The 24,927-nt window shown below is 50.9% G+C and carries 17 protein-coding genes and 1 pseudogene; 6 read left to right on the top strand and 12 right to left on the bottom strand.

What is annotated here, in order from left to right:
- The first annotated feature begins 67 nt into the window (after positions 1–67).
- The 6 genes and pseudogenes from KQX66_RS13175 to KQX66_RS38710 form a co-directional block, all read left to right on the top strand.
- Entirely contained in the window at positions 68–1,648 is a 1,581-nt protein-coding gene (locus KQX66_RS13175) for an ABC transporter substrate-binding protein (RefSeq protein ID WP_216793024.1), read from the top strand.
- 25 nt (positions 1,649–1,673) lie between these two features.
- Positions 1,674–3,995 (top strand): GH32 C-terminal domain-containing protein, encoded by a 2,322-nt coding sequence (locus KQX66_RS13170; RefSeq protein WP_253957115.1) that lies wholly within the window; start codon positions 1,674–1,676, stop codon positions 3,993–3,995.
- Positions 3,996–4,030: 35 nt separating this feature from the next.
- Positions 4,031–6,475 carry a PfkB family carbohydrate kinase gene (locus KQX66_RS13165; protein ID WP_216793022.1) on the top strand — a complete coding sequence of 815 codons (2,445 nt, stop codon included), beginning with the start codon at positions 4,031–4,033 and terminating at the stop codon, positions 6,473–6,475.
- A gap of 159 nt (positions 6,476–6,634) precedes the next feature.
- Positions 6,635–10,747 (top strand): GH32 C-terminal domain-containing protein, encoded by a 4,113-nt coding sequence (locus tag KQX66_RS13160; RefSeq protein ID WP_253957114.1) that lies wholly within the window; start codon positions 6,635–6,637, stop codon positions 10,745–10,747.
- Complete coding sequence (locus KQX66_RS13155; protein ID WP_216793020.1) at positions 10,744–11,001, top strand: hypothetical protein; 258 nt, start codon at positions 10,744–10,746, stop codon at positions 10,999–11,001. Before KQX66_RS13160 ends, KQX66_RS13155 begins: the two co-directional genes overlap by 4 nt.
- A 138-nt stretch (positions 11,002–11,139) precedes the next feature.
- A pseudogene (locus KQX66_RS38710) lies at positions 11,140–11,313 on the top strand (cystathionine gamma-synthase family protein); the annotation flags it as partial.
- Positions 11,314–11,899: 586 nt separating this feature from the next.
- Here the strand turns inward: KQX66_RS38710 and KQX66_RS13150 are convergent.
- From KQX66_RS13150 to KQX66_RS13095, 12 genes are all read right to left on the bottom strand, one after another.
- Positions 11,900–12,052 (bottom strand): hypothetical protein, encoded by a 153-nt coding sequence (locus KQX66_RS13150; RefSeq protein WP_216793111.1) that lies wholly within the window; start codon positions 12,050–12,052, stop codon positions 11,900–11,902.
- A 94-nt stretch (positions 12,053–12,146) separates the two neighbouring features.
- Positions 12,147–13,817, bottom strand: coding sequence for a S41 family peptidase (locus KQX66_RS13145; RefSeq protein ID WP_216793018.1), 1,671 nt, complete (start codon positions 13,815–13,817; stop codon positions 12,147–12,149).
- A gap of 67 nt (positions 13,818–13,884) precedes the next feature.
- A complete protein-coding gene (locus KQX66_RS13140; protein WP_216793017.1) occupies positions 13,885–15,192 on the bottom strand; it encodes a S8 family peptidase in 1,308 nt (435 codons plus the stop codon).
- Between the two features lie 1,135 nt (positions 15,193–16,327).
- A complete protein-coding gene (locus KQX66_RS38705; protein ID WP_438804192.1) occupies positions 16,328–16,411 on the bottom strand; it encodes a TetR family transcriptional regulator in 84 nt (27 codons plus the stop codon).
- Between the two features lie 108 nt (positions 16,412–16,519).
- Complete coding sequence (locus KQX66_RS13130) at positions 16,520–17,413, bottom strand: LysR family transcriptional regulator (RefSeq protein WP_216793015.1); 894 nt, start codon at positions 17,411–17,413, stop codon at positions 16,520–16,522.
- Between the two features lie 145 nt (positions 17,414–17,558).
- A complete protein-coding gene (locus KQX66_RS13125) occupies positions 17,559–19,097 on the bottom strand; it encodes an acyl-CoA carboxylase subunit beta (RefSeq protein ID WP_216793013.1) in 1,539 nt (512 codons plus the stop codon).
- Between the two features lie 31 nt (positions 19,098–19,128).
- Entirely contained in the window at positions 19,129–19,911 is a 783-nt protein-coding gene (locus KQX66_RS13120; RefSeq protein ID WP_216793011.1) for an enoyl-CoA hydratase, read from the bottom strand.
- A 37-nt stretch (positions 19,912–19,948) separates the two neighbouring features.
- Positions 19,949–20,851: a hydroxymethylglutaryl-CoA lyase gene (locus KQX66_RS13115; protein WP_216793009.1), complete on the bottom strand. Its 903-nt coding sequence runs from the start codon at positions 20,849–20,851 to the stop codon at positions 19,949–19,951.
- A 23-nt stretch (positions 20,852–20,874) separates the two neighbouring features.
- Positions 20,875–21,087, bottom strand: coding sequence for an acetyl-CoA carboxylase biotin carboxyl carrier protein subunit (locus tag KQX66_RS13110; protein WP_216793008.1), 213 nt, complete (start codon positions 21,085–21,087; stop codon positions 20,875–20,877).
- Positions 21,088–21,104: 17 nt separating this feature from the next.
- Complete coding sequence (locus KQX66_RS13105) at positions 21,105–22,445, bottom strand: acetyl-CoA carboxylase biotin carboxylase subunit (protein ID WP_216793007.1); 1,341 nt, start codon at positions 22,443–22,445, stop codon at positions 21,105–21,107.
- A gap of 14 nt (positions 22,446–22,459) precedes the next feature.
- Positions 22,460–23,599: an acyl-CoA dehydrogenase gene (locus KQX66_RS13100; RefSeq protein ID WP_216793005.1), complete on the bottom strand. Its 1,140-nt coding sequence runs from the start codon at positions 23,597–23,599 to the stop codon at positions 22,460–22,462.
- A gap of 35 nt (positions 23,600–23,634) precedes the next feature.
- Positions 23,635–24,924 carry a dihydrolipoamide acetyltransferase family protein gene (locus KQX66_RS13095; RefSeq protein WP_216793003.1) on the bottom strand — a complete coding sequence of 430 codons (1,290 nt, stop codon included), beginning with the start codon at positions 24,922–24,924 and terminating at the stop codon, positions 23,635–23,637.
- Positions 24,925–24,927: the final 3 nt, after the last annotated feature.

The following is a 24,927-nucleotide window of genomic DNA, read 5'->3' as shown; positions in this document are numbered from 1 at the left end:
TGAAATCCCTAAATGCCTAGGAATTTAGGGGATTGATACATGTAAGAACAAAAAGGAGGGAAACAGCATGAAGAAATCATTTTCCGCCACATTATGCGTCCTCGTTTGCAGTTCGCTTGTCATGACTGCATGTACCAAAAACGATTCCAAGGAGGCGCCTGTGGACTCATCCGATGCATCAGGCACGGTCACTCTGAAGATGGTTGCTCCCAAAGCTTCGCTATCTCCGGGCTATGGCGAAATGGAAATTTTCAAACGTTTGGAGCAGCAAACCAACGTTCATGTCGATTGGACGAATATCCCGGATACGGATTACAAGGACAAGAAAAATCTGCTTATCGCCAGCGGCGATCTACCGGACGCCTTTTACGGCGCAGACTTCTCCGACTACGAATTAGTAACCTACGGGAAAGACGGAACGATCATTCCACTAGAGAAGCTGATCGAGGAGAATGCTCCGAATTTCAGCAAACTGCTCAAAGATCGGCCGGATATCAAGGCAGCCATCACCGCGCCGGACGGTCATATCTACGGGCTTCCCATTTGGGAGGAGAACGAGCTTGGAACCAATCCGTTCTTCCATGTCATCAACAAGAAATGGCTGGATAAGCTCGGTCTTAAAGTTCCGGAGACGCTGGACGAGTATACAAACGCCTTGCTTGTTTTCAAAAACAATGATCCGAACGGTAACGGAAAGAAGGATGAAATCCCGCTCACTTATATGAATGGGTGGTGGTGCGCGGATATCGCCGGATTGTTCGGCGCCTTCGGCATGCCGGATAATCAGGATCACCGCATCGTTCGAGGTGGTAAAGTGATCTTTACGGCTGTGCAGCCGGAGTTTAAGGAAGCCCTGAAGTATTTTAGCGAGAAATGGTACAAACAAGGACTGATAGACCCGGAAGCCTTCACGCAGAAGGATGCCCAGTACCTGGCTAAAGGCAAAACGCCAAACGAAACGGTCGGTTCGTTCATATGGTGGGACAACGACGGCGAGTATACGGGGCCGAATCGCGTTAATGACTATGTCTTCCTCCCTCCATTGACCGGGCCTACCGGCGAAAGAACGGTCGGGCGAGCCAATGGCGGCGGCCCGAGTCGAGGGGCGTTCGTGATTACAAAGGCTAACAAGAATCCAGATGCGACCATGAAATGGGTGGACGCACAATACGAGCCGTACATGGCGGCCCAGATTCACTGGGGCCCGATTGGAGTCGTGTTTGAGAAGGATGCCAATGGGAAACTAATCAATCTACCGCTTCCGTCCGGCGTCGCTATGGGCGAATTCCGCCAGAAGGTCGCTCCTAACGCTGTCGGTGTCGTAACAAAGAATGATTTCGAAACGATCGTCGATATGGAACCACGCGCGAAGGCCAGGAAGAATGCGTTGCTGAAGTACTATGAGCCCTACATGGAAAAAGAGAATTACCCGAACATTTTCTTCCAGCCGGATGAACTTGATAAAATCAACCAAATCGAGCCGGATTTGAAGAAGTTTGTCGACTCGCAGAGAGCAAATTTCATCATTGAAGGCGTTACCGATGCCGCTTGGGACAACTACGTGAAGCAAGTGAAAGCGATGGGGCTGGACGAGCTCATGGCTGTTTATCAAAAAGGATTGGACCGTTACAAAATCGCACAAAAATAACGGTTGAGGAAAGGAGGCAAGGACCATGCGCAGCTTTGCAGCATCATTGATAAGCGATTCCATGATCGCCCAATGGTCCTTCGACGAAGGCAAAGGCGCTTTCGCCCGAGATCTCGTTACGGGATCTTTTGACAAGATTGAGTTCGCGCTAAGCAAAGGTCGCTTCCAGCCGCATAAAGAACCGGAGTGGCGTCGTGGAATTTCGGGTAATGCGTTGCTATTTGACGGCTATTCGACGTACATTCGAAGATCCGCATCTGAGGTAAAGCAACCGTCGACAGGGTTGACGATAACGGCGTGGGTTGTTCCGCGTTTGTACGAATACGGCGCTGAGGGACGCTTGGCAGCCATTATAAACCAGCATAACAGGGAGCAGGGAGGAGGCTATGCCTTTGGGGTGACGCGGCACGGCGCATGGTCACTACAGCTCGGACTAGATGGGGAGTGGAAAGAAGTGTGGGCGCGCGAGCATCGGCTTCCTTTACACGAATGGTCCTTCGTAGCCGCAACCTACTCATCTGCGACGGGTTTGATGAGGTTGTATCTCAACGGCGAGGAGGTCGTTTCCAAACAGGCTGCTCCACCGGGGACGGTGATAACCCCCTGCTCCGGAGCGGATTTGCTAGTCGGACGCAACAACGATGGGGTTATTCTCGCGGAGGCGTTCACGATGAATAACTTTTGCGGTTTGGTCGACGAGCTGACGGTGATGAACCGCTCCTTGAAGCAGGAGGAAATCAGCGGATTGTTCGCAGCTTATTTAGAAGCGCATTCGGGACGGATTCCTGCATTGAACTATGAGGAAATTGCGCTGAATCGCGGTTTGTTTGCAGACGACCGGCACCGTCCGCAATTTCATGCAAGCCCTCCGGGTCATTGGATGAACGAGCCGCATGCACCGATCTATTTCAATGGTCAGTATCACCTGTTTTATCAAGCGAATCCGAACGGTCCGTTCTGGCATTATATTCATTGGGGGCACTGGGTCAGTGAGGATCTCGTGCATTGGCGCGACCTGCCCCCGGCGTTGTTGCCAGAACCGGGAATCGATCCGGACGGCGTTTGGTCTGGCAGTGCGGCATACGACGCGCAAGGCTTGCCGGCTCTGTTCTTCACGGCGGGCAACGATGAACGTTCTCCTAATCAAGGCATTGGGCTAGCGCGAAGTACGTATGCCGAGGATAAGGACAACGATCTAACCCGCTGGCGCAAGGAGCCGCAGCTGATTGTTGAGCAGAAGCCGGGAATCGGTCTGTTCGGGCAGTTCAGGGACCCCTTTGTCTGGCAGGCGGAAGGGAGATGGTATATGCTGATCGGTACCGGTACCGAGGGTTGCGGCGGCACGGCTGTCGTCTATACGTCGGAAGATATGAGGGCATGGTCGTACCGCGGTCCGCTGTTCGTCAGTGATTATGGAAAGTACCCTTATCTTGGCACCGTTTGGGAGCTGCCGGTTCTGCTGCCGCTGCCGCTCGCGCGCACCGGAGCTCCTTCCGGCAAGCATATTTTCCTTATATCTCCTTGGGGCGATGGCGCCGATGTGGAGGTGTTTTATTGGATCGGTACGTTCGACGCTGAGGCTTACCGGTTTATGCCAGATCAGGAGGAGCCGCAGCTGATTGATGTTGGGGATTTTCACTTTACGGGGCCTAGCGGAATGGTGGATCCGAAGACAGGGCGATCTCTCCTGTTTACGATCACGCAAGGGGAAAGAACGCCGGAAATCGACTATGATTGCGGTTGGTCGCATTCGGCAGGCCTTCCGGTGTCGCTGTATTTGCGCGACGACGGACTTCTTGGGGTGGAACCAATCGAGGAACTGCGGCTTTTGCGGGGAAGGGAGTTGCTTCATATGGAGCATTCGTTCTTGGGAGCGGTTAACGAGCAACTCGCCTCCATACACGGAGATATGTTGGAAATCGACTTGGTATTGGAAGGCCGTAAGAGCACCGTCGACGATGCCGCTGCCAGTGAGGATTGCGGTATCTCCTTGCGGCGTTCGCCGGGTGGCGAAGAAGAAACGGTGATTGGATACGACGCCGGCAAGCAACAGTTATTTTGTGACCGCACGAGATCGACGCTTGACGTAAGGGAGAGATCGAACGGCATTCAAGGAGGCGAATTGAAGCTGGGCGGGGAACCACTGAAGCTGCATATTTGTGTTGACCGCTCTCTGATTGAAGCCTATGCCAATGGGGTGAAAAGCCTGACCACACGCGCGTATCCGTCGCGTAAGGACGCCGACGGACTGAGGCTGCTGGGGGATGAAGGACTGCAGATTCGCTTGATCCGGATTTGGGAAATGGGAAGGGCATTTTCATTGCCGGTGATTCATACGCAACCATAGATATTGGATTTTTGAACGGATGGATGGTGGAAGTTATGCTCGATGTGACTGCAATCGGAGAGGTATTAATCGATTTTACGCCGGCCGGACATTCGGATAACGGGAATGAGCTGTTTGAGCGCAACCCAGGCGGAGCACCGGCCAATGTGTTGTCCGCACTCGCAAAGTGGGGCAGGCGAACCGCTTTTATCGGTAAGGTAGGGAATGATTCGTTCGGGTGCTTCCTGAAGGAATGGCTGCAGCAGGCTGGCATCAGGACTGATACGCTCGTGATGACGGAGGAGGCGAATACGACGCTGGCCTTTGTTCATCTGAAGGAGAACGGGGACCGCAGATTCGACTTCTGCCGCAAGCCGGGCGCCGATATGCTGCTTGAGGAGCGGGAAGTTGATCTATCCGTTGTGAGTGGCTGCAAGGTTTTTCATTTCGGCTCGGTATCGCTGACGCATGAGCCGTCGGCAACCGCTACACTCAAGTCGGCTGCGTTAGCCAAAGCAAGCGGAGCACTCGTCACATACGATCCGAATGTGCGTCTAGCTCTCTGGGACGATGAGGAACGTGCCAAGCGCATGATCTGCGAAGGCATTGCCGTTGCCGATGTCGTGAAAATGTCTCAGGAAGAGCTCGAATTCTTGACCGGAACGCAAGATTTGATCGCGGGATCGCTGCAACTGCACCGGAATTACGGCTTGAAGCTGATCCTTGTGACGTTGGCGGAGAAAGGCTGTTTCTACCGCATGATCGAAGCCGCCGGTCTTGTAAGCGGCTTCCCTGTAGAGGTGATGGATACTACCGGGGCGGGAGACGCTTTCCTGAGTGCATTCATTCACGGTTTGCTTGAGCGGGGTGCCACGCTGAAGGGTCTTGAGGAGCGCGAGTTGTCCCAACGAATACGTTTCGCTAATGCTGCGGGAGCACTGACGACGATGCGTAGAGGGGCGATTCCGGCGCTGCCGACGCTGGAAGACGTTCATAAGTTGCTGAACTGCTTTGGGACTGATAAGCATCGGGAGTCTTATCGTCCTAAACTACATTATACGCCGGCCTTCGGGTGGATGAACGATCCCAATGGAATGGTGTATTTTGACGGGGAATATCACTTGTTCTATCAGTATTATCCGGATGCGACGACTTGGGGGCCCATGCATTGGGGGCACGCCGTAAGCACGGATTTAGTCCATTGGGCGGAGCTGCCAATTGCGCTGGAGCCTGACGAACACGGGGCGATATTTTCCGGCAGCGCGGTGGTGGATTGGCGCGATTCGACGGGGTTCTTCAGTGGCGGAAACGGGCTTGTTGCGATCTTCACGCATGCGGATACGAATCCTGAGACCGGCAAACCAAGACAGCGGCAAAGTCTCGCGTACAGCACGGACAAAGGTAGAACGTGGATTAAGTATGCCGGCAATCCGGTGCTGTCCGATGCGCTGCTTGAAGATTTTCGCGATCCGAAGGTGTTCTTGCATGAAGCAAAACAGCAGTGGACAATGGTCACCACCGCAGCGGACCGCGTGCGCTTTTATGCGTCCGACGATTTGAAGGAATGGCGCCTGACCGGCGAATTTGGGGGAGAAGGGGAAGGGTCCCACGACGGAGTATGGGAATGCCCGGATTTGTTCGAGCTGCCTGTAACCGGTACGCAGGGGCTTACGAAATGGGTGCTTATCGTCAGCATCGGGGACCGGGAAGATCTGCAGGAGGGGTCCCGAACCCAGTACTTTATCGGATATTTCGACGGTTCGACTTTTCATAACGACAATTCTCCGGATACCGTGCTCTGGCTGGATCATGGTAGAGATAATTATGCGGGAGTTACGTGGTCCGATGTGCCGGTCCAAGACGGGCGGCGCCTGTTCATCGGATGGATGAGCAATTGGAAGTATGCGAACCTGACTCCTGCTTCGATGTGGAGAAGCGCAATGACGCTGCCGCGCTCGCTGTCGCTGCACAATCGGCCTGAAGGGGTTCGGCTGCTTCAAGAGCCGGTGAATGAACTGACCGGGCTGCGTCATACGCTTAAAAGGTACGAGAAAGTAACGATTGCAGCGAATGCGCAGGTTGTGCTCATGCCCCAAACAAGCAGCGATGCATTCGAGTTGGTTGCGGTTATCGAGTGGCAGAGCGACGAGACCGAGATCGGTATCAGGCTGGCTGCTTCCGAGCGGGAGGAGACGATTATCGGCTATAACGCGAAGTCCGGCAGCCTGTTCATTGATCGAACGCGTTCCGGACAGACACATTTCCACCCGTTGTTTCCATGCAGACACGAAGCTCCGCTGCATGCGGAAGGCCGGAAGCTCAAACTTCGTCTGTTCATAGATCGTTGTTCCGTTGAAGTGTTTGCGAACGACGGCGAGCTTGTCATGACCGATCTGATCTTCCCCGCCGACAGTTCAACTTGCATCGAAATGTACGCCTCAGGCGGACTTGCAACGTTGCTTTATGCCGATGTTTATGCGCTCGATTCCGGATACGATTGACCAATCGGGTGCTGGCGGAAGCGGTCGTTTGAAGGATTTAAAAAGCGGCTTATGAATTGTAAACAAATTCGAATCCTTTCCCTAGGAAGAAGTCATGTTCTTGCTGCGCCGGGATGTTTTTTTGATGCTTGTTATTTCACATTATGAAGGAGAATGGCGATGAAGAAGAGACGCGCACTCTTTCGCAATCTGGCAAGAATGAGAGACATAGGCCTCGGACTGCTTATAGCGGGGATACAGCTTTACTCCCCGCTTCCGGCGGTTCTTGCTTATACTAACACCATTGCCAATCCAAGTTTCGAGACAGGGGATTTGACGGGCTGGACCGTTGTCAACGGAACCGCGTTTAGCAACAACGCTGCTGTTGCCTCAGATTCGAACTACTGGAACAAACAAGCCTTTCATCAACATAATTTTTGGCACATCAGGTCCGGGCGAGGTGACGATTCGAAAGTCGGCGTTTTACAGTCCGAGACTTTTACCCTTGGAGGTGACGGCGCGGTCGATTTTCTGATTGGCGGTAACAATGATCCGAACCATTTATATGTCGCTCTCGTTAGAGATTCCGACGGGGTCGAGCTGATGAAAGCGACCGGCAGCAACACCGATGCTTACTCCCGCGTGAATTGGGATGCGTCTGGTTATGTCGGTGCGGTAGTCAAAATCAAGATCGTCGATGCTTCCAAAACAGGTCATATCAATGCCGACGACTTTCATGTCCCGCAGACGCCTTCGCTGCACGGACATGTGCAGCCGGCGTTGTATAATCCGGATTTTGAGCTGACGGATCTCGTACCGGGCGAGATTAAGGGATGGACCAGCCTAAGCGGTGATGCGTTTGCCCCGAGCAGCCTGGTGCACGATGATTATTTCAGCGATGGAGGCACCTTCAATCAGAACGAAACTTATCATCTGTGGGGATTTAAGGCTGGCGGCGATAGCGTGGTCGGGGTACTAAAGTCTGAAACATTTACATTGGGCGGCAATGGCGGAATTGACTTCCTCGTGGGCGGTGGCCGGGACTTGAACAATTTGTATGTCGCTCTTGTACGAGCGTCGGACGGCGCCGAGCTGTTTAAAGAAACGGGGCGCAATTCCGAGGCTTACCAACGCGTATTCTGGGATGCTTCGGCCTATCTCGGTCAAGATTTGTACATTAAAATCGTCGATAACGCCATCGGTGGTTGGGGACATATCAATGCCGATGATTTTCACGTGTACAACTCGGTTTATGCAGGCGGCTTGGTCGGACAGTGGCATCTGAATGAAGGTACGGGAAAGACGACGAAGGAGTCGATATCGGAAAATGCCGATCCGATATCATATCATCTTAATACCGGCATTTACCAGCCTGCGCAAGATCCGCTTTGGAAAAGCGACGGTATCAGCGGCGGAGCTCTGTTGTTCGATGGTTATTCGACGTCTGTCACTCATACTGCCGACAAGTTTCCGACTCCAACCAAGGCAATAACGGTCGAAGCGTGGGTGGCGCCGCGCAACTTCGAATCCGGCGCCGAAGGGCGATTATCGGCAATCGTGAATCAGCATAACCGGGAAGCCAAAGAAGGGTTCATACTCGGAAACTATCGACACGGGACATGGGGATTCCAATTCGGGACGGGCACCGACTGGCGGGAAATGATGTCGGATAAGCAGCTTCCGCTCGATGAGTGGTCCTACGTGGCCGCTACTTACAGCAGCGATACGGGGCAGGCGGCTTTGTATCTCAACGGGCAGCAGGTGGCAGCGGCGAATTTTCCCGCAGGCGAGCCTATTCTGGCAAGCGGTACGGATCTTCTCATCGGTAAAAATAATCAAAGCTTCTGGCTGTACGGATTCGGTTTGAACGCGTTCAGCGGGCTCATTGACGAGGTGAAAATCCGCAATCAAGCTCTTCCGGCCACTGACATTCAAAGCGCTTATCACTCGTACATAAGCGCATTGGGTGGCAATTTGCCGACGGCCGATAATCGCATCGACCGCAGCGTGTTGGCGAACGATTCCCAGCGGCCGCAATATCACGCCGAACCCCCTTTGTCCTGGCAGAACGAGCCCGGCGGCCCGATTTATTTCAACGGCCAATACCACGTTTTTTACCAAAGCAATCCGAGAGGGCCGTACTGGGATCATATCCGTTGGGGCCATCTGGTCAGCACCGATATGGTGCATTGGCGGGACGCGCAAGATGCGGTCTTCCCAGAAAAAAACACCGTCGATCCCGATGGCGCATGGGCAGGCGGCTCCGTACTCGACAGTAACGGTGTACCAGTTATTTTCTACACGGCCGGTGACACGCGGGAAACCCCGAATCAACGCATTAACATAGCGCGCAGCACCTATCCGCAAGATGGCGACAACGACCTTAATCGCTGGACGAAAAGTCCGCGTGTTATCGTTGATCAGCAGCCGGGACAAGGCATCATGGGCGAATTCCGCGATCCGTTCGTGTTCAAGGACGGCAGCACATGGTTTATGCTGGTTACCTCCGGCATACAGGATTCTCAAGGAAACGACGTCGGCGGTACCGCCTTGGTGTATTCGACGACGGATCCGACGCTGGAAAACGGTTGGACGTATCGCGGTCCGCTGTATGTCGGCAACTATGCGACGTATCCCCAAACCGGACGGGTATGGGAGCTACCGAATTTGCGGCCGCTCGGTACAAGCGGCAAATACATCTTCATAATCAATCCGGCCAAAATGTCGAGCTCCGAATATCAATCCCGATATACGTATTACTGGATCGGCACATGGGACCCGACGACGGCGCGGTTTACACCGGATAACGAGGTGCCGCAATTGCTCGACGTCGGCGAACATTTCACAGGGCCGGCCGCCGGCTTGACGCCGGACGGACGAACCGTCATTTACAGCATTGCACAAGGCAGACGAACGGCTACTATGGACTCCGACGCAGGGTATGCGCATAACTTCGGACTGCCGCTGAACGTGCACCTGCGGCCGGACGGCAGACTCGGCGTAGAGCCAATCGTGGAACTGCAGTCGCTTCGCGGTACTCAGCTCGTCAACATTACGACGGACACAACCTTCGAAGCAGCCAATGCTGTATTGTCCGGCATTCATTCCGATATGTATGAAATCGTTGCGGAGATCGATCCGGGAACGGCGAATGAAGTCGGTTTGAGCCTGCGCCGCTCGCCGGGAGGGGAAGAACAGACCAATGTGTACTATAAGAAGAGCTCGACTGAATTCTGGGTTGACCGAACAAAAGGAAGCCGGAACCCGGACGTTGAGAAATGGTATCAAGGCGGCGGCGTCGATATCGAAACTGAAAACATCAAGCTACGCATTTATGTGGACCGATCGATGATCGAAGCGTATTTGAACGGCTTAAAATCGCTGACTACTCGAGCGTACCCCACTCGCAACGATGCCAAAGGCATTCAGCTTTATGCGAATGCCAATTCGAACACGGTAATCGTGAAGTCGTTGCAAGTGTGGGCGATGAATTCGGCATACACGGCGGTAAATCCGACCAGCGTTACTATAAGTCCGGCCGCCAAACCGTTGACGATGGGCGCCAGTGTTCAGTTGACGCCAACCGTATCGCCTGCAAACGCTACCAACAAAGATGTGATCTGGACCTCCAGCAATCCGAACGTAGCGACGGTCGTAAACGGCAAAGTAACTGGGAAATCGGTCGGCACAGCTACCATTACGGCGACTTCGAGAATTGGAGGCTTTACCGGCACGAGCGAGATTACGGTTGTCCCGGAGCCCGTGCACGGCAATCTGATTAATCCGGATTTCGACGATAATTTATCGGGTTGGATCATCCTGAGCGGAGACGCTTTCAGTAATTTGAACGTGACGACGGACAAGGACTGGGGCTGGGGAGGACCGTTCAACCAACACGGCGCCAGCCATTTCTGGGGCGCGAAAAATACTGACGACTCTCATATAGGCGTGATGCGTTCGCAAACATCCATTCTCGGAGGCAACGGACAAATCGATTTTCTGATCGGGGGAGGCAACAATTACTACGATCTGTATGTCGCGCTGGTCCGCGCATCGGACGGGAAGGAGCTGTTCAAAGCGACCGGCGGCGACCGCGAGGCGTACAGCCGGGTGAATTGGGACGCATCCGACTATATTGGCACTCAGTGTTACATCAAAATCGTCGATAACGCGAAGGGCGCATGGGGCCATATCAACGTCGACGATTTTCACGTCCCGACGCAAGAGCCGTCGACGAACAATATCGTCAACCCGACTTCGAAACTGGCGCTTTATCGGGCAGGACGGTCTTGAGCGGAACGGCGTTCGGCAACGACGATGTGACCCCTGACAACGATTGGGACTGGGGAGGACCGTTCAACCATAATGGGACGTATCACATGTGGGGTTCTGAAGGCGGCGGAGATGCCCCGGTCGGCGTGATGAAGTCGACGACATTCACAATGGACGGAAGCGGTTGGATCGACTTTCTGGTCGGCGGCGGAAACGACATCAAAAAAGGTCGCGCTTTTGCGGCCTTTTTCTTTTTGTCCATACATATATTGTGATACCTGGCAAGGGAAGTATGGTAATATACATTTACTTTTTAGGTGATATGATGCTGGAGAAAAAGATTCTGCGGCGAAAAATTAAAAACCCAAATTTCTGGATTGTCCCTCGAATTATTGGCAGAGTGACCCAGACCTGTTTGTGGAACGAAGGAACTGACAAACAAAGTATACCATTACCGGGAAATCAACGGCGCCACGATGAAGCGGCGCGTTCATCAGCAATCGAAGAGCGCAATGAAGATTGCTAAGTTTTGCGGACGCCCGGACTTAACGCACCCGAATCACGATATCGCAAAGCGCCAGATGCGTGTATGGAGAATCGTGAGCATGATTAATCCAACTCAATAACATATGTACAAAATACGGGTTTTGTGAATATGTTATTAAGATTAGACGGTTCTTTAAGATTACATAATAATTATTGTCCAATAACAACTTATTACAAACTCGTATAACATTGTCCTTCAAACTATACAAATTAGTTCGTATTTATATGTTATAGATTTTTCCTATTGGCTTTGTTATCACGATCTATATTTCACGAAATAATCATCGTAAAAATCCAATAGCTCATTAATTATTGATTGAACTTCGTGCTTACTCTTTAGATCCATTCTCAAAACGCCGTGATGGTTAAATTCATCTTCAGCGTTTCTATGAAACATTTCAATAGTTCCTATCTTTTCATGAGTATCATTTAAAATAATGGTCCATCTAACAAAATACTTGTGTTTATAGGAAAAATCCCAAAAATCTAAACGGTAGCCGGTTGTGTCTGTAGAGCATTCTCATACTAGGGTTCAAAATGAAAGACGCCGGCATCTTCCCCGGCGTCTTCTTCTCGATGATTAGTTTTGTTCGGTATAGCTGGATTGTGGGATGATCAGCTTGCTTACTATCTTGGGTCCTGTACACCGGCTGTTTCCTGGGAGGCTGCCTGCTTCTCCGCCTTGGCTACTTCATTCCGTTCATGTCCCAACTCATCGGTTTCTGTATAACGAGCTCCCACCATCCGGTCCGTGTTTGTCTCGCCCTTCGACTCTCTCAAGTCTATCCCTCCTCTTCTTGGTCTTCATGTGGAGGTAGTATGTCGAAAGACACCCGAATTTATACGGGTTTCTTTAGCGTCCTGGTTCTTCGCCCTAAGGCTGCATAAGCAGTGCAGCTGCGGCTGCAATAAGGTCACGGTTGTCGTAGAGGACATCATCTCGAGTCATGCGATGAATCGCATCGGGTTGTATCCCAAGGTCCTCGACAGGCAGACCGGCTTTGTCACCGACGCGTGTAGTCTGACGGATGGCAACTCGCATAGCTGTTCCGCGAGGCAGCTCCCGGAAGGGAGAATCCGGTCCCTGTAGTACATATCGTAATGTCTCATGAGTAAATACATTGGCCCCCCCTGCTCCAGTATTATCATCTACCCCTAGAATTTTGCCGATCTTATTGTCTTGGAAGCCTGCAGCAAAGATGTCTGTCGTACTGTAGCAGCGGGCATCTGTTATGACAACAACGTTGCCATTATAACGGCGTCCAATACTATTGGTTAGCTCAGGGGATTCGATGGGGAAGCCTTGAGAATATATGGAACCGGTAACCGTAGACAAGTCTATGGAATTGACCCATTGCTTGGCAAATCCGTTAAAAGTATCTGAATTCGCAATAGCAAGGGTTACTTCGTTGTTAATAAAATGCAGCCGTTCGGCTTCCACTCGATTCGAACTGAAGAGCTGCAGGATTCGTTCACCGTTGACGATGATCCCGCCGCCATTCCCTCGTACGTCTATAATTAATCCCCCTTGCGGCAGCAGCTCCGCTATCCGGATCACCTCCTGGACAAAGGCGTTCGGTTCCGGACCGCTAAAGGTGCGTATACGCAGGTAACCGATTTGACCTTGAGGAGTGTCTACGGGCCGAAATTGAAAGGTACCCGGATATAGGCTTTTGCGTCTTAAGAGATCTTCATCTCCCATAATGGTTGGGGTGGCAGCGGACCTGGGATCGGGTGATTGTTCGCTGCTTTCTTTAGCGTCTCGGGAGAATAGGACCTTTCTGGCTGTGTTGGTAAGCTCCATGTTAAGATCCAGCCCTTTATCAGTTGCAAATTCCTCGTCTACAGCAGAGTTTGCCATTTCGTTGAATGAAGGGAACTGTTGCACTTGCCATGATAGCTGTATGGTGTAATGCTGGTTATTGCTGGTGTAGCCTACTATGATCCACTGCTCGGCTGGCGGCAATGAGAAAGCCATTGGACGTACAGTCATTGCGTCTAATCCTCTTACGTGCCGAGCTGCTTTGTTGCTGCCTGCTTCTCGGTCGGCATTCATGGCCACCGCCAGGTCAATGGGAACCCCGTTCCAGTCCGTAATTTCGACACCTGGTTTGAAAGTATCGTGATGGAAGCCGGGGATCACCCTCGTAACGATGTAATGGCGTTTCTTCGTATCATCGTAGTACTCCTCCATCAGGAACGGCAGAAAAACAGTATGCTGCTTATATGGAGCAGGTAAAATATAATTGGTGTGAAGATCCCTCATTTCCTTGAAAATGTGCAGCATTTCACTGTGGAACTCGCGATCCGATAGGATATTGATTTGGCGCTTTAGAATCTTCAGCCTTTGTACGGGATTAATTGCATACATGGCTTTCTTTAGCGGCAAATGAACGTAAACAGAGTCAATCATGATCAGTGCCTGATCTACGATTGTCCGCCGCTCCGCTGTTGTGAGCTCGAGCTCCTTCGTCGTTTCCAAAAAATCAGCAAGTGTAACGGAGTCTCTAAGAATAGGGTTTACAGCTTCCATGGTGAGAACCATTATGGATTCCTCCTTCGTATTAGGCGGGGCGGTAATGACCATCAAGCGTTAACTGGTTGAAAACTGATTAGATGGTTACTGCTTCCCTGTGGCTTTCTTTTACTTTTGTAAATGCCTCAAGTGCTTGAATCATCCCAGCACCGGTATCGGCATCCCAGCCGTCCTCCTCCATATTCTTTGCCGTTTCCATAAGCGCATGTTTAACTTCTGTTTGCGTAAGAGCAGGATTTAGCTGCTTCATTAATGCGACCACTCCTGCAGCTATAGGACAAGCTGCGGATGTTCCCGTATCGCTTTCGAAATAACCTTTAAAGTGTGTCGGAGCACAAAAATCAGGTTTACGAGCATCAAAATTGGCTGGACCTTGCGCGGAATAACCCGCACGAACTTCGTGGATATTAGCCGCTCCGACTGTCATGACTAGCGGATGTCCATTCATGCCATGAATACTTTGACCGGGTCCGTGTGTACCGCAACGTTCTGGATCTGGATTGAAACAAGGGTCTCCACAATTCCCTGCAGAGAACAATACAAGGATCCCCGCCTGAATGGCTTCAAGAATCTTGCGATTTGCCGGATGATTAGGATTATTCGTTACCCCATCTACAGGTCTTATGTACCCCCATGAGTTGGAGAGTACTTGAGGGGTTCCCGTTCTTTGATAATGTTGGATAGCCCACTCATATGCAGCAACAATGGGGTCCACCCTTGACTCCTCTATACCGGTTCTTTCAAAGATTCGCAGGTCTAATAATTTGGCGTTAGGGGCTATGCCAAGCGCATCGGTGGACGTCATATTTCCATGTTCCGTGATTGTAATCTGTCCCCAATCCTCACGGGATCCTCCGATTACGTTTGGAAGAAGGTTCCTGCTTCCTGCTGCACGCCCTTGTGCGGTAATCCCGTCGTCTACGATTCCGATAACGATATCTTCACCTTTAAAGCCTTGATTCCAAATATGATCCACGCCGAGATATTTGACTACGTCCTTCAGAGTGCCTTTAGCCTGTCTAGAATTGCAATCAACGGGATCAGCCATTGGAGCAATGACCCCTTTGGGATTATCGAATACGTTCACTACATTTGCTTGCTGTCTCAGCTCTTCTAGTTGGTCCTCAGGTATTTGTCCCCGAATCATTAACGTATTGGAATGATCAGATTCATTGGCATGGAAGCTTTCTCCAGAATTATGACGCTGTGATTCACCGTTTCGCATCTCGATTGGTTTGAATTCCTTATCCACCTGGAATGCTTGAAACTGGATAATCGACTGATTTACTTCAGAAGTAGACATGGACATGAGTTCTTCCAAGCTCTTCTGATTTGAACGTACCTCTACAAGAACATCCAGCATTTTACGTCCATCCCTATTCAACAAAACCACTCCTCTATTTTCGTTGGTATTCTGGAAGTATCCCATTCCAGTATCCTCGAATTATTATCACTAACAAAACTGTTTTCCATTCCCATAAATGGTATTTAAATTTCCTTTATTGATCAAACTTTTCGATTTGCGGATGTGATTGTCGATTGACAAAGGCCTCATGAATCACACCAATCGGTGATGACGTGAGGCCTTTATCATTACCACAAAATAAAACCAGCTAATGTTACCCCCTATATCCACTGATCTATTTCAATTGAGTTTAGACAGACCCCTTTGTGACTTTATCCAATGGTTACTACCATACCGCGTTTGCTTGAACTTAATTATAGGGGTGTACTTATTGTCCATAATCTACACTCCGTTCCCTTTGGTTTTCTCAATATATTCCAATTGTACGACTACCCGGAAAAGTTTGCAATTACATGTTATAAAACGTAAAAGATCGTATTTTTAAGTTACCCGCTGTAACTCAAAAATACGATCTTGAAATCAAACAAGTGCCGATATGACTGAGTTGTCATTCGGCACAAAGTTCGGAGTTTTACGTTACTGAACAATTATTATGTAATCTTTGTCTGTTGCCTGGTTACTATATTGGATTCAATCTTCTTGTAGAACAACACTAAAATTTATCCGGCAACTTTATCGTTAAGCATAGATTACAGTCGGCTTAAACTTCCTGGCATCCTGCGAAAATTTAGAAATCTCGATAAAATTTTGGGACGTTGCCGGCCTGTAGCTAAACATCAAGTTTCACCTTCCGCTTTTAGTTTTGGGTTACACCATTTTCCCCATGTGTTTACTAATTGGCAACTGCCGGTAACTAAAGTATCCTTACCGGGCAGTTGTTTTAACTTGGAAATTTCTTCAGAGAGATTTCTCCTAATCAACCGGGAATTATTCCATGAAACCTCTTGCAAGGTCGATATGAATGAATATTATAAAATTCATTCATGTTGGAGCAAAAAAAAGAATGAGTCCGCCATATACTGGATCAACTGGGGAAAATGTTGTACCCCTATTTCTTCCTTGTGCGAATCGTATATAAGCTAGCGAGTCAAAAAAGGCAGACAAAAGCCCCTCATCAATATCCTCTCGGATTGCCCCCTCAGCTTTCCACTTTTTAAATAATCATATAGATTTCAAAGAACAATTTCTCTTTCGAAGAATAGTAATTATAAAAAGTACCTACCGCTATTCCCGCCATTTTTGCAATGTCTGAGATATTCGTGTCTTTGAATCCTTTACCTCTTCTGAATGAATTTTATTTTTATTCATTCACATTAGATCATGAAGCGCATACAGCCGCTGTTCATCATCCCGGTTGATTCGGCGGATTGGCCTGGATATAGGCAATAAACTCCCGGGATGCATAAGAAAGGTATTTATCCCGAGGATAAATAAGCGCCAACTCCCACGCAATCTGCGGATGGGAAATCGAAACGGGATGAACGGCAAGATGATGCAAACGGCTGGCCATCGATCGGGGGATCAATGAAATTCCTAATTGAGACGCCACCATCTCGCAGCAGAAATCCCACAGAGAGGTCATATGGGCCACCTCGGGTTCGAACCCGGCCTGCAGGCATGCCTGCCAAACCACGTCATGAAGGGCGAATTCCTTGGTGAACAGAATAAACGGCTCATTCTTTAATTCGGCTAAACCGACGGATGCTCTTCCGGCAAGCCAGTGCTGACGGCTTACAATGACCACCAGTTCTTCAGTTAACAAGGAAACCGTTCCATACCGTCGAGTGTTCACCGGCAGCACCGTGACTCCAAAATCGATATTTCCTTGCTCCATCTGCGTCTCTACCTGTTTCGCGCTGTATTCTACCATTTGAATCTCAATCCCGGGATATCTCTTCTTGAATTCGGCAATGATTTTCGGGAAAAGCAGTGCGCCGATTGTAGGCATGATTCCCATTTTCACGTTTCCTCTTTGTACATGTACCAGCTCATTAACCGAAAAAGATAGCTCCTCCAGCAATTGCAAAATGTTCAAAGCTTTCTCGTTAACCAGCTTTCCCGTATCCGTGAGTACAACCTCCCTCTCGGAACGGTCAAGCAAAGTAACGCCCAACTCGTCTTCCAGGCTCTTGATCATCTTACTGATGGATGGCTGAGAAACAAACAGGACCTGTGAAGCTTTTGTAAAATTTTTATGCTTGGCCACCTCTGCAAAATATTGAAGCTGTCTAATATCCATCTGATCCGGATCTGCCTCCTTCCCCTATAGGCAAAGCGTCTCCAAACCATTCCTCCTCCGGTTCAAGACTATGATATGCTGTTCGCGCAAAAAACAGCACCGGTGCGTCGCTAAACGCATGGTGCTGTTCAAAAAGGCCAGCGAATTAAACCGGATATACCGGGTGCTTTCGCTCGGAGAAGACGACAACCTTGGACGAATAAGCCTCGAATCGGTTCACTAACTCGTCGCGTAGCGAATTGGCCGGAATAATCCCGTCAATGATCATTTCGGAGGCCAGCCGGTAAATATCGATATCCTTCTTATATTCCTCCCGCTTTTGTTCGATAAAGGAGGCCCGTTCGTTTTCCGGCAGTTGGGCAATTTTATTGGCATAGACAGCGTTGACCGCAGCTTCCGGTCCCATCACCGCAATTTGCGCCGTAGGCAAGGCGAGACAGCAATCCGGTTCAAACGCAGGACCGGCCATCGCATAGAGGCCCGCCCCGTAGGCTTTACGGACGATCACCGAGATTTTAGGGACGCTCGCTTCGGACATGGCGGAAATCATTTTCGCGCCATGGCGGATAATTCCTGCCCGCTCGACCTTCGTGCCGATCATAAAACCGGGGACGTCGGCGAGAAACAGAAGCGGGATATGAAACGCGTCGCAAAGGGTAATGAATCGGGCCGCCTTATCCGCCGAATCGTGAAACAGCACGCCCCCTTTAATTCGTGGCTGATTGGCAACAATCCCGACCGGTTTTCCGTTCATACGGGCTAATCCTGTAATCAGCTCGCCGGCAAACAGCTTCTTGATCTCAAAGAATGACCCCTCGTCAATAATCCGGTCAATCAAGTCATGCATATTAAACGGGGCATTCTGATTGGACGGGATGAGCTCTTCTAACGATTTCTCAAAGGATTGCGGTGCCTTTGCTTCCATAACCGGCGGTTTTTCGGAAAAATTGGCGGGAAAGTAGGACAGATATTGCCGTGCCATGGCAATGGCTTCTTCTTCGTTTTGGGCCAGCACATCCCCGCAGCCGGATACCGAGCAATGCATGCGCGCGCCACCCATTTCTTCTAGCGTAACCTTTTCTCCGATAACCATCTCCGCCATTCGCGGGGAACCGAGATACATGGATGCATTGCCGTCCACCATAATCACGATATCGCAAAATGCCGGAATGTAAGCCCCGCCTGCAGCCGAAGGACCGAAGAGCAGGCAGATTTGAGGAATTTTACCCGATAATTTAACCTGATTGTAAAAAATACGGCCGGCCCCGCGCCGTCCGGGAAACATCTCGACCTGGTCCGTAATGCGGGCACCTGCGGAATCCACAAGGTAAATCAACGGCACTCTCATTTTGTCGGCCGTCTCTTGGATTCGAATGATCTTCTCTACCGTACGCGATCCCCAAGAACCGGCTTTGACAGTGGAATCATTGGCCATCGCACACACGATTTTCCCGTTAATCCTGCCGATCGCCGTAACTACACCATCGGCCGGAAGGTCCTCTGCCGCGCAGTTGGCAAATAACGCATCCTCCAGCTCGAAGCCCGGATCAAACAATAGCTTCAAACGGTCGCGGACAAACCGTTTTCCTTGCGCCGCATTCTTTTGATGATAAGCCTGCGCCCCCCCTTGGAGGACCCGTGAAATACGCTCCTGCAGTTCCTCCGGCTTTATGTCCATGGACATCCCCTATTCCTCCTTATCTCCAAAATGCTTGTTACTCGCCCTTAAATATGGGGGGACGCTTATTTTTGAACGCCTCCAGTCCTTCCAGGCGATCCTTTGTCGGAATCGTGACTTCATAGGCATTGTGCTCAATCGCAAGCCCGGTGCCCAGATCCGCATCAAACCCCTTATCAATAGCGAACTTGGCCTGCGCTACAGCGACAGGAGCATTTCGAGCAATGCGGCCCGCGATTTCCAGCGCTTTATCGATAAGAGCTTCAGGCGGTGCTACATACTCTACCAACCCCATGCCCCTTGCCTCTTCGGCATCGATTTTTCTTGCGGTGAAAATGAGCTCTTTGGCGCGCCCCTTCCCGATCAGCCTCGGCAGCCGCTGCGTTCCGCCTGCGCCGGGAATAATCCCAAGTGACGTCTCCGTTAGGGCGAAGGTTGCCGTCTCGGAGGCGATCCGAATATCGCAGGCCAACGCCAATTCCGCTCCCCCGCCAAAAGCGGCTCCGTTCACGGCGGCAATAACCGGCTGCGGCAAAGCTTCCAGCTCATTGATGGTCTCGCGAATCAAAGCAACCGTCCTGCGCACCTGGTTCATGTCCATGCCTGCGCGCTCTTTTAAATCCGCACCTGCGCAAAAGGCCTTCTCTCCAGCCCCGGTGACCACGATACAGCGAACGGGCCGGTCAAATTTACATGCTGCTGCCGCATCCCGCAACTCTTCCAGCATCTTGATCGATAGCGCATTGGCGGCTTCCGGCCGGTTTAAAGTGATGAGCACAATTCCGTTTCCGATGCTGGTGGACAATACAGTTTTTTCCACGATCCCCCTCCTTCCCTGAACCGAATCCTGCGCCCGCTTAACCGTCCGAGCTGCCGACCTGAAGATTACGGCTTGGTAAAGCTCTTCCGATCTTTTCCTGTATAAAACGGGCCGCAGCGAGCAGCTTTTCCGGATGGACCCCCGTTTGAATCCCCATCGTATCCAGCATGTAAAGCAAATCTTCCGAAGCCACATTGCCCGACGCCCCGGGCGCATACGGGCATCCGCCTAACCCGCCGACGGAAGCATCAAACGTCGTGATCCCCATGTCCAAGGACACCAGAATATTAGCCAGCGCCGTCCCGCGCGTATCGTGAAAGTGCAGGGCCAGTTTCCCGGTATCAAAACGCTTTAAAAGAACATCCAATACCCCTTGTACCTGCTTGGGATTGGCAATGCCGATCGTATCCCCGAGCGATAACTCGCCAATTCCCATGTCGAACAACGTTTCCGATACCCGGATCACCTCGTCGATGAAAACAGGCCCTTCGTAGGGACAACCGAAAACGGTTGACACGTAACCGCGGACTGACTTTCCTGCGGAAAGAGCTTCTTGCACCACTTCTCTTAAGATCGGAAAAGTAGCGTCAATCGACTTGTTGATGTTCCTTAGATTATGGGTTTCGCTGGCGGACATAAAGACGGCCGCTTCATCCACATCGGCTTCCAACGCCCGCTCCAGGCCTTGACGATTCGGAACGAGAGCCGAATAAACGATACCAGGCACCCGCTCGATTCCTTTCGCAACTTCAGACGCATCTGCCAGCGCCGGAATCCACTTCGGATTCACAAACGAAGTGATTTCAATAGACTTCATTCCGGTGCCGGACAATTGGTTGATCCATGCTATTTTATCCTCTGTCGAAACAAAGACTTTCTCATTCTGCAATCCATCCCTCGGACCAACCTCTTTGATCGTTACACTCGCCGGCCAGTTCATCTCCCCGACCCCCAGCATACGTTTTAATCCAGCTCGAGCAGTAGATCCCCTTCATCAACAAAGTCGCCTTCGCTCACTTTTACTTCTTTTACCGTCCCGCCGGAACTGATCGTGACCGGGATCTCCATTTTCATCGATTCCAAAATGGCCACATCTTGTCCCGCTTCGACTTGATCCCCGGGCTTGACCAAAACTTTATACACATTTCCCGCCATAAATGCCACGATTTTGCTCATCTAAATCACCTCCTGTTTTACGATCGTAAATACTTGGCGACGAAACCCGTTGTCGTATCGCCTGAACGGAATGCGGGATGCGCGATCACTTCCTGCAGCATCGGGATGTTTGTTTTGATTCCCTGAACGTGATAATGGGCTAACGCCGCTTGAAGCCGGTCCATCGCCTCGTCGCGATCCCTGCCTCGCACCACGAGCTTGGCAATCATCGGATCATAGAAAGGCGTAACCACGGAGCCCTCCTGTACAGCGAGCTCATGGCGGATTCCCGGTCCTTCGGGTATGGCAAACGTCGTAATCGTTCCCGGGGACGGGAAGAACGTCTTCGGATCTTCCGCATAAATCCGCACTTCAATCGCATGACCGTCGCGTTTCACATCGGATTGACCAAAATTCAAGGAATGCCCGGCCGCAATTCGCAGCTGCTCCGCAACCAAGTCCAAGCCGGTAATCTCTTCTGTAATCGTATGCTCGACCTGTAGACGAGTATTCATTTCAAGGAAATAGAAATTTTTGTTCCCGTCAACCAAAAACTCGATGGTTCCCGCATTCCGGTATCCGATAGATTTAGCCGCCCTTACCGCCGATTCTCCCATTTTGCCGCGAGTGAATTCATCCAGATAGGTAGAAGGGGCCTCCTCCACTACTTTTTGATGGCGGCGTTGAATGGAGCATTCCCGTTCCCATAAGTAAACGGTATTCCCATAGGAATCGGCCAAAATCTGAATTTCGATGTGCCGGGGATTTTCCACAACCTTCTCGATATACATGGCCCCGTCTCCGAAGAAATCGGAGGCGCGTTTCCGGTTCCCTTCGAACGCTTTGTGAATTTCCGCTTCGCTGTGAACGATCTGCATGCCGATCCCGCCGCCGCCGGCCGAAGCCTTGAGCATGACCGGGTAGCCGATACGATCGGCTGCCCGCGCCGCTTCTTCCGCATCCGCTAACGGATAAGAGATGCCGGGGACGACAGGCACCCCCGCCTTTTCCATGATATTCCGCGCTTCGATTTTACTGCCCATGCGGGAGATGACCTCCGCCGACGGACCGATGAATATGATACCGGCTTCCTCGCAGCGGCGGGCAAATTCGGCATTTTCCGAAAGAAGGCCATAGCCGGGGTGAATCGCGTCCGACTTGGAAAGATGTGCAATTTCCAAAATTTTGTCGATATTCAAGTAGCTTTCCGCTACTTTTGGCCCCCCCACCCCGTAGACCTCATCCGCCATCTTGACATGAGGGGCCTCCTTGTCCGCTTCCGAGTAGATGCAGACGGTGGCAATGCCCAGCGATTTGCAAGTACGGATCACCCGGGAAGCAATTTCCCCCCGGTTGGCGATTAGAATCTTCTTGAACATAGAATCCATCCCCTTTAACAACCGATCTGGCGCGCAATGACCATTCGTTGGATTTCCGAAGTGCCTTCCCCGATCTCTAAAAGCTTGGCGTCCCGGAAAAACCGCTCCACCTGATATTCCTTCATGTACCCATACCCGCCATGGATCTGAACGGCTTGGTCGCACACCTTCATGCATATTTCCGAAGCGAATAATTTGGCCATCGCCGCTTCTTTTTTGAATCCTCTACCTTGATCCTTAAGCCAGGCTGCTTTATACACCATGTTGCGTGCGACTTCAATCGTCATGGCCATGTCGGCCAGTTTGAATTGGATGGCTTGAAAGGCGGATAAGCTGTGGCCAAATTGTTTTCTTACTTTGGCATATTGGAGCGATTTTTCATACGCCCCTTGGGCGATCCCGACGGCCATGGCCCCGATCCCGATTCGCCCTCCGTCAAGCGTCGCTAAAAATTGCTTGAATCCGTTTCCTTCTTTCCCCAGTAGATTTTCTTTGGGAACAACTACACTATCCAAAACCAGCTCCGTTGTATTCGAAGCGTGAAGACCCATCTTTTCATAATTGCTGGTGACCGTAACTCCCGGCGCATCTGTAGGCACGATAAACGCGCTGATTCCGTCCGTTCCTTTGGAGCGATCCGTGACGGCCGTGAGCGCCAAGTTTTTGGCATAGCTTGCATTGGTAATAAAACATTTCGAACCGGAAATGATCCACTGATCCTCGTGCCGTTTCGCTGTCGTTTGGGTTCCGCCTGCATCGGAGCCTGCATTAGGTTCCGTCAGCCCAAACGCGCCCAAGTATTCGCCTGTACAAAGAGGGGTTAAGTATTTTTCCTTTTGCTCATCCGTTCCGAATAAATGGATGGGCGCCCCGCCTAACGAAATATGGGCGGAATACGTGATCCCTGTGGAGGCGCATACCCGGCTTAATTCTTCTACCGCGATAGCAAAGCTTATGGTATCCGCTCCCCCGCCGCCGTATTGTTCGGGAAAAGGCAGACCCATGACGCCCAGCTTCGATAATTTATCGAAAACATCCTCCGGAAATTGCTTTGTTCGATCCCGCTCATCTGCGCCCGGAGCTACTTCGCCTTCCGCAAAATCGCGCATCATCTTCTTGATCAACGCTTGCTCTTCGGTTAAATCAAAATGCATGATTTCATCGCCCCTAACTTAAACATGCTGAGTTGTTAATAGAGTCCGGTTTCCATGCCGTAGCCTTCAATCTTTTGCTTGACTCTCTTCAAGAAGCGGCCGCACACCAGACCGTCCAACACCCGGTGATCCAAGGAAAGACAAATGTTCATCATATCGCGGATGGCAATCATGTTATCGATGACGATCGGACGTTTTACGATGGCTTCGACGCTTAAAATGGCGACTTGCGGAGGATTGATGATGGGAGCTGAAAGAATGGAGCCAAAAGAGCCTGTGTTATTAACGGTAAACGTTCCGCCGGTGATATCCTCCAGCGCTAACCTGCCCTCCCTTGCCTTCTTGACTAATTCGTCTATGGCTTTGGCAAGACCGAAAATGCTTTTTTGGTCGGCGTTCTTAATGACGGGAACGAATAGCGCTTGATCGGTGGCGACGGCCATCGAGATATGAACCGCTTTTTTGAGGATCATGTGATCGCCTGCCCACTGCGAATTTAAGGTAGGGAATTCCTTCAGGGCTTCGACAACCGATTTGATAAAAAACGGCAAATAAGTTAAATGGATGCCTTCTTTTTGCTTAAACTCCTCTTTGATCCGGTCCCGATAACGTACCAGGTTGGTGACATCGCATTCGACCATAAGCCAGGCATGGGGGATCTCCTGCTTGCTTTTTACCATTCGTTCGGCGATCGTTTTGCGGATGGCGGTAACCGGGATCGTCTCGTCGGCTTGATTTAATGGAGAATGGACGGCAGACAGCGTATCAACCGGAACGGACGGCTTCGGAATGTCGCGGGCTGATTCTACCGGTTGGGGCGTAATCTTAGACGGAGGTTCTGTTTTTGGAACGGGAGTGGCTGCGGCCTGCCTCTTTCCTTGCAATAGGTCCAAGATGTCTTTTCTGGTGATGCGTCCGGCAGCGCCTGATCCTTCCATACGGGAAAGATCCAGGTTGTTTTCTTGCGCCAGTTTAAGCACGGCCGGCGAATAGCGTGGGTTCGTGGCAGCATGCGCCGGTACATCAGCGGCTTCCTGATCTTGAGCGGCGGCTGACGTCTTGGATTCAACCGGCGGGATCGCTTGATCTCCCACCGCAATACGGCAAATTAAAGCGCCTGCCGCTACCGTTTCACCTTCTCGAACGACAATTTCAGATATCGTGCCGCTGAAAGTAGAAGGAACCTCCGCATTTACTTTATCGGTAATCACTTCGCAGATGGGATCGTATTTTTTCACTTGATCCCCGATGTTGACTAGCCACTTGGAGATGGTTCCTTCCGTTACACTTTCCCCTAACTTGGGCATAACGATGTTCTCGGCCATATT

The sequence above is a fragment of the Paenibacillus oleatilyticus genome (assembly GCF_018998565.1).
Lineage (GTDB): Bacteria > Bacillota > Bacilli > Paenibacillales > NBRC-103111 > Paenibacillus_G > Paenibacillus_G oleatilyticus.
This window is presented reverse-complemented; position numbering and strand designations above follow the sequence as displayed.

Excerpts from the sequence above, each read along its gene's own strand:
- KQX66_RS38705 (WP_438804192.1), bottom strand. The coding sequence starts at position 16,411 with ATGGCGGGAATAGCGGTAGGTACTTTTTATAATTACTATTCTTCGAAA.
- KQX66_RS13130 (WP_216793015.1), bottom strand. The coding sequence starts at position 17,413 with ATGGATATTAGACAGCTTCAATATTTTGCAGAGGTGGCCAAGCATAAA.
- KQX66_RS13125 (WP_216793013.1), bottom strand. The coding sequence starts at position 19,097 with ATGTCCATGGACATAAAGCCGGAGGAACTGCAGGAGCGTATTTCACGG.
- KQX66_RS13110 (WP_216793008.1), bottom strand. The coding sequence starts at position 21,087 with ATGAGCAAAATCGTGGCATTTATGGCGGGAAATGTGTATAAAGTTTTG.
- KQX66_RS13105 (WP_216793007.1), bottom strand. The coding sequence starts at position 22,445 with ATGTTCAAGAAGATTCTAATCGCCAACCGGGGGGAAATTGCTTCCCGG.
- KQX66_RS13100 (WP_216793005.1), bottom strand. The coding sequence starts at position 23,599 with ATGCATTTTGATTTAACCGAAGAGCAAGCGTTGATCAAGAAGATGATG.
- KQX66_RS13165 (WP_216793022.1), top strand. The coding sequence starts at position 4,031 with ATGCTCGATGTGACTGCAATCGGAGAGGTATTAATCGATTTTACGCCG.
- KQX66_RS13170 (WP_253957115.1), top strand. The coding sequence starts at position 1,674 with ATGCGCAGCTTTGCAGCATCATTGATAAGCGATTCCATGATCGCCCAA.
- KQX66_RS13145 (WP_216793018.1), bottom strand. The coding sequence starts at position 13,817 with ATGGTTCTCACCATGGAAGCTGTAAACCCTATTCTTAGAGACTCCGTT.
- KQX66_RS13160 (WP_253957114.1), top strand. The coding sequence starts at position 6,635 with ATGAAGAAGAGACGCGCACTCTTTCGCAATCTGGCAAGAATGAGAGAC.
- KQX66_RS13095 (WP_216793003.1), bottom strand. The coding sequence starts at position 24,924 with ATGGCCGAGAACATCGTTATGCCCAAGTTAGGGGAAAGTGTAACGGAA.
- KQX66_RS13175 (WP_216793024.1), top strand. The coding sequence starts at position 68 with ATGAAGAAATCATTTTCCGCCACATTATGCGTCCTCGTTTGCAGTTCG.
- KQX66_RS13115 (WP_216793009.1), bottom strand. The coding sequence starts at position 20,851 with ATGAACTGGCCGGCGAGTGTAACGATCAAAGAGGTTGGTCCGAGGGAT.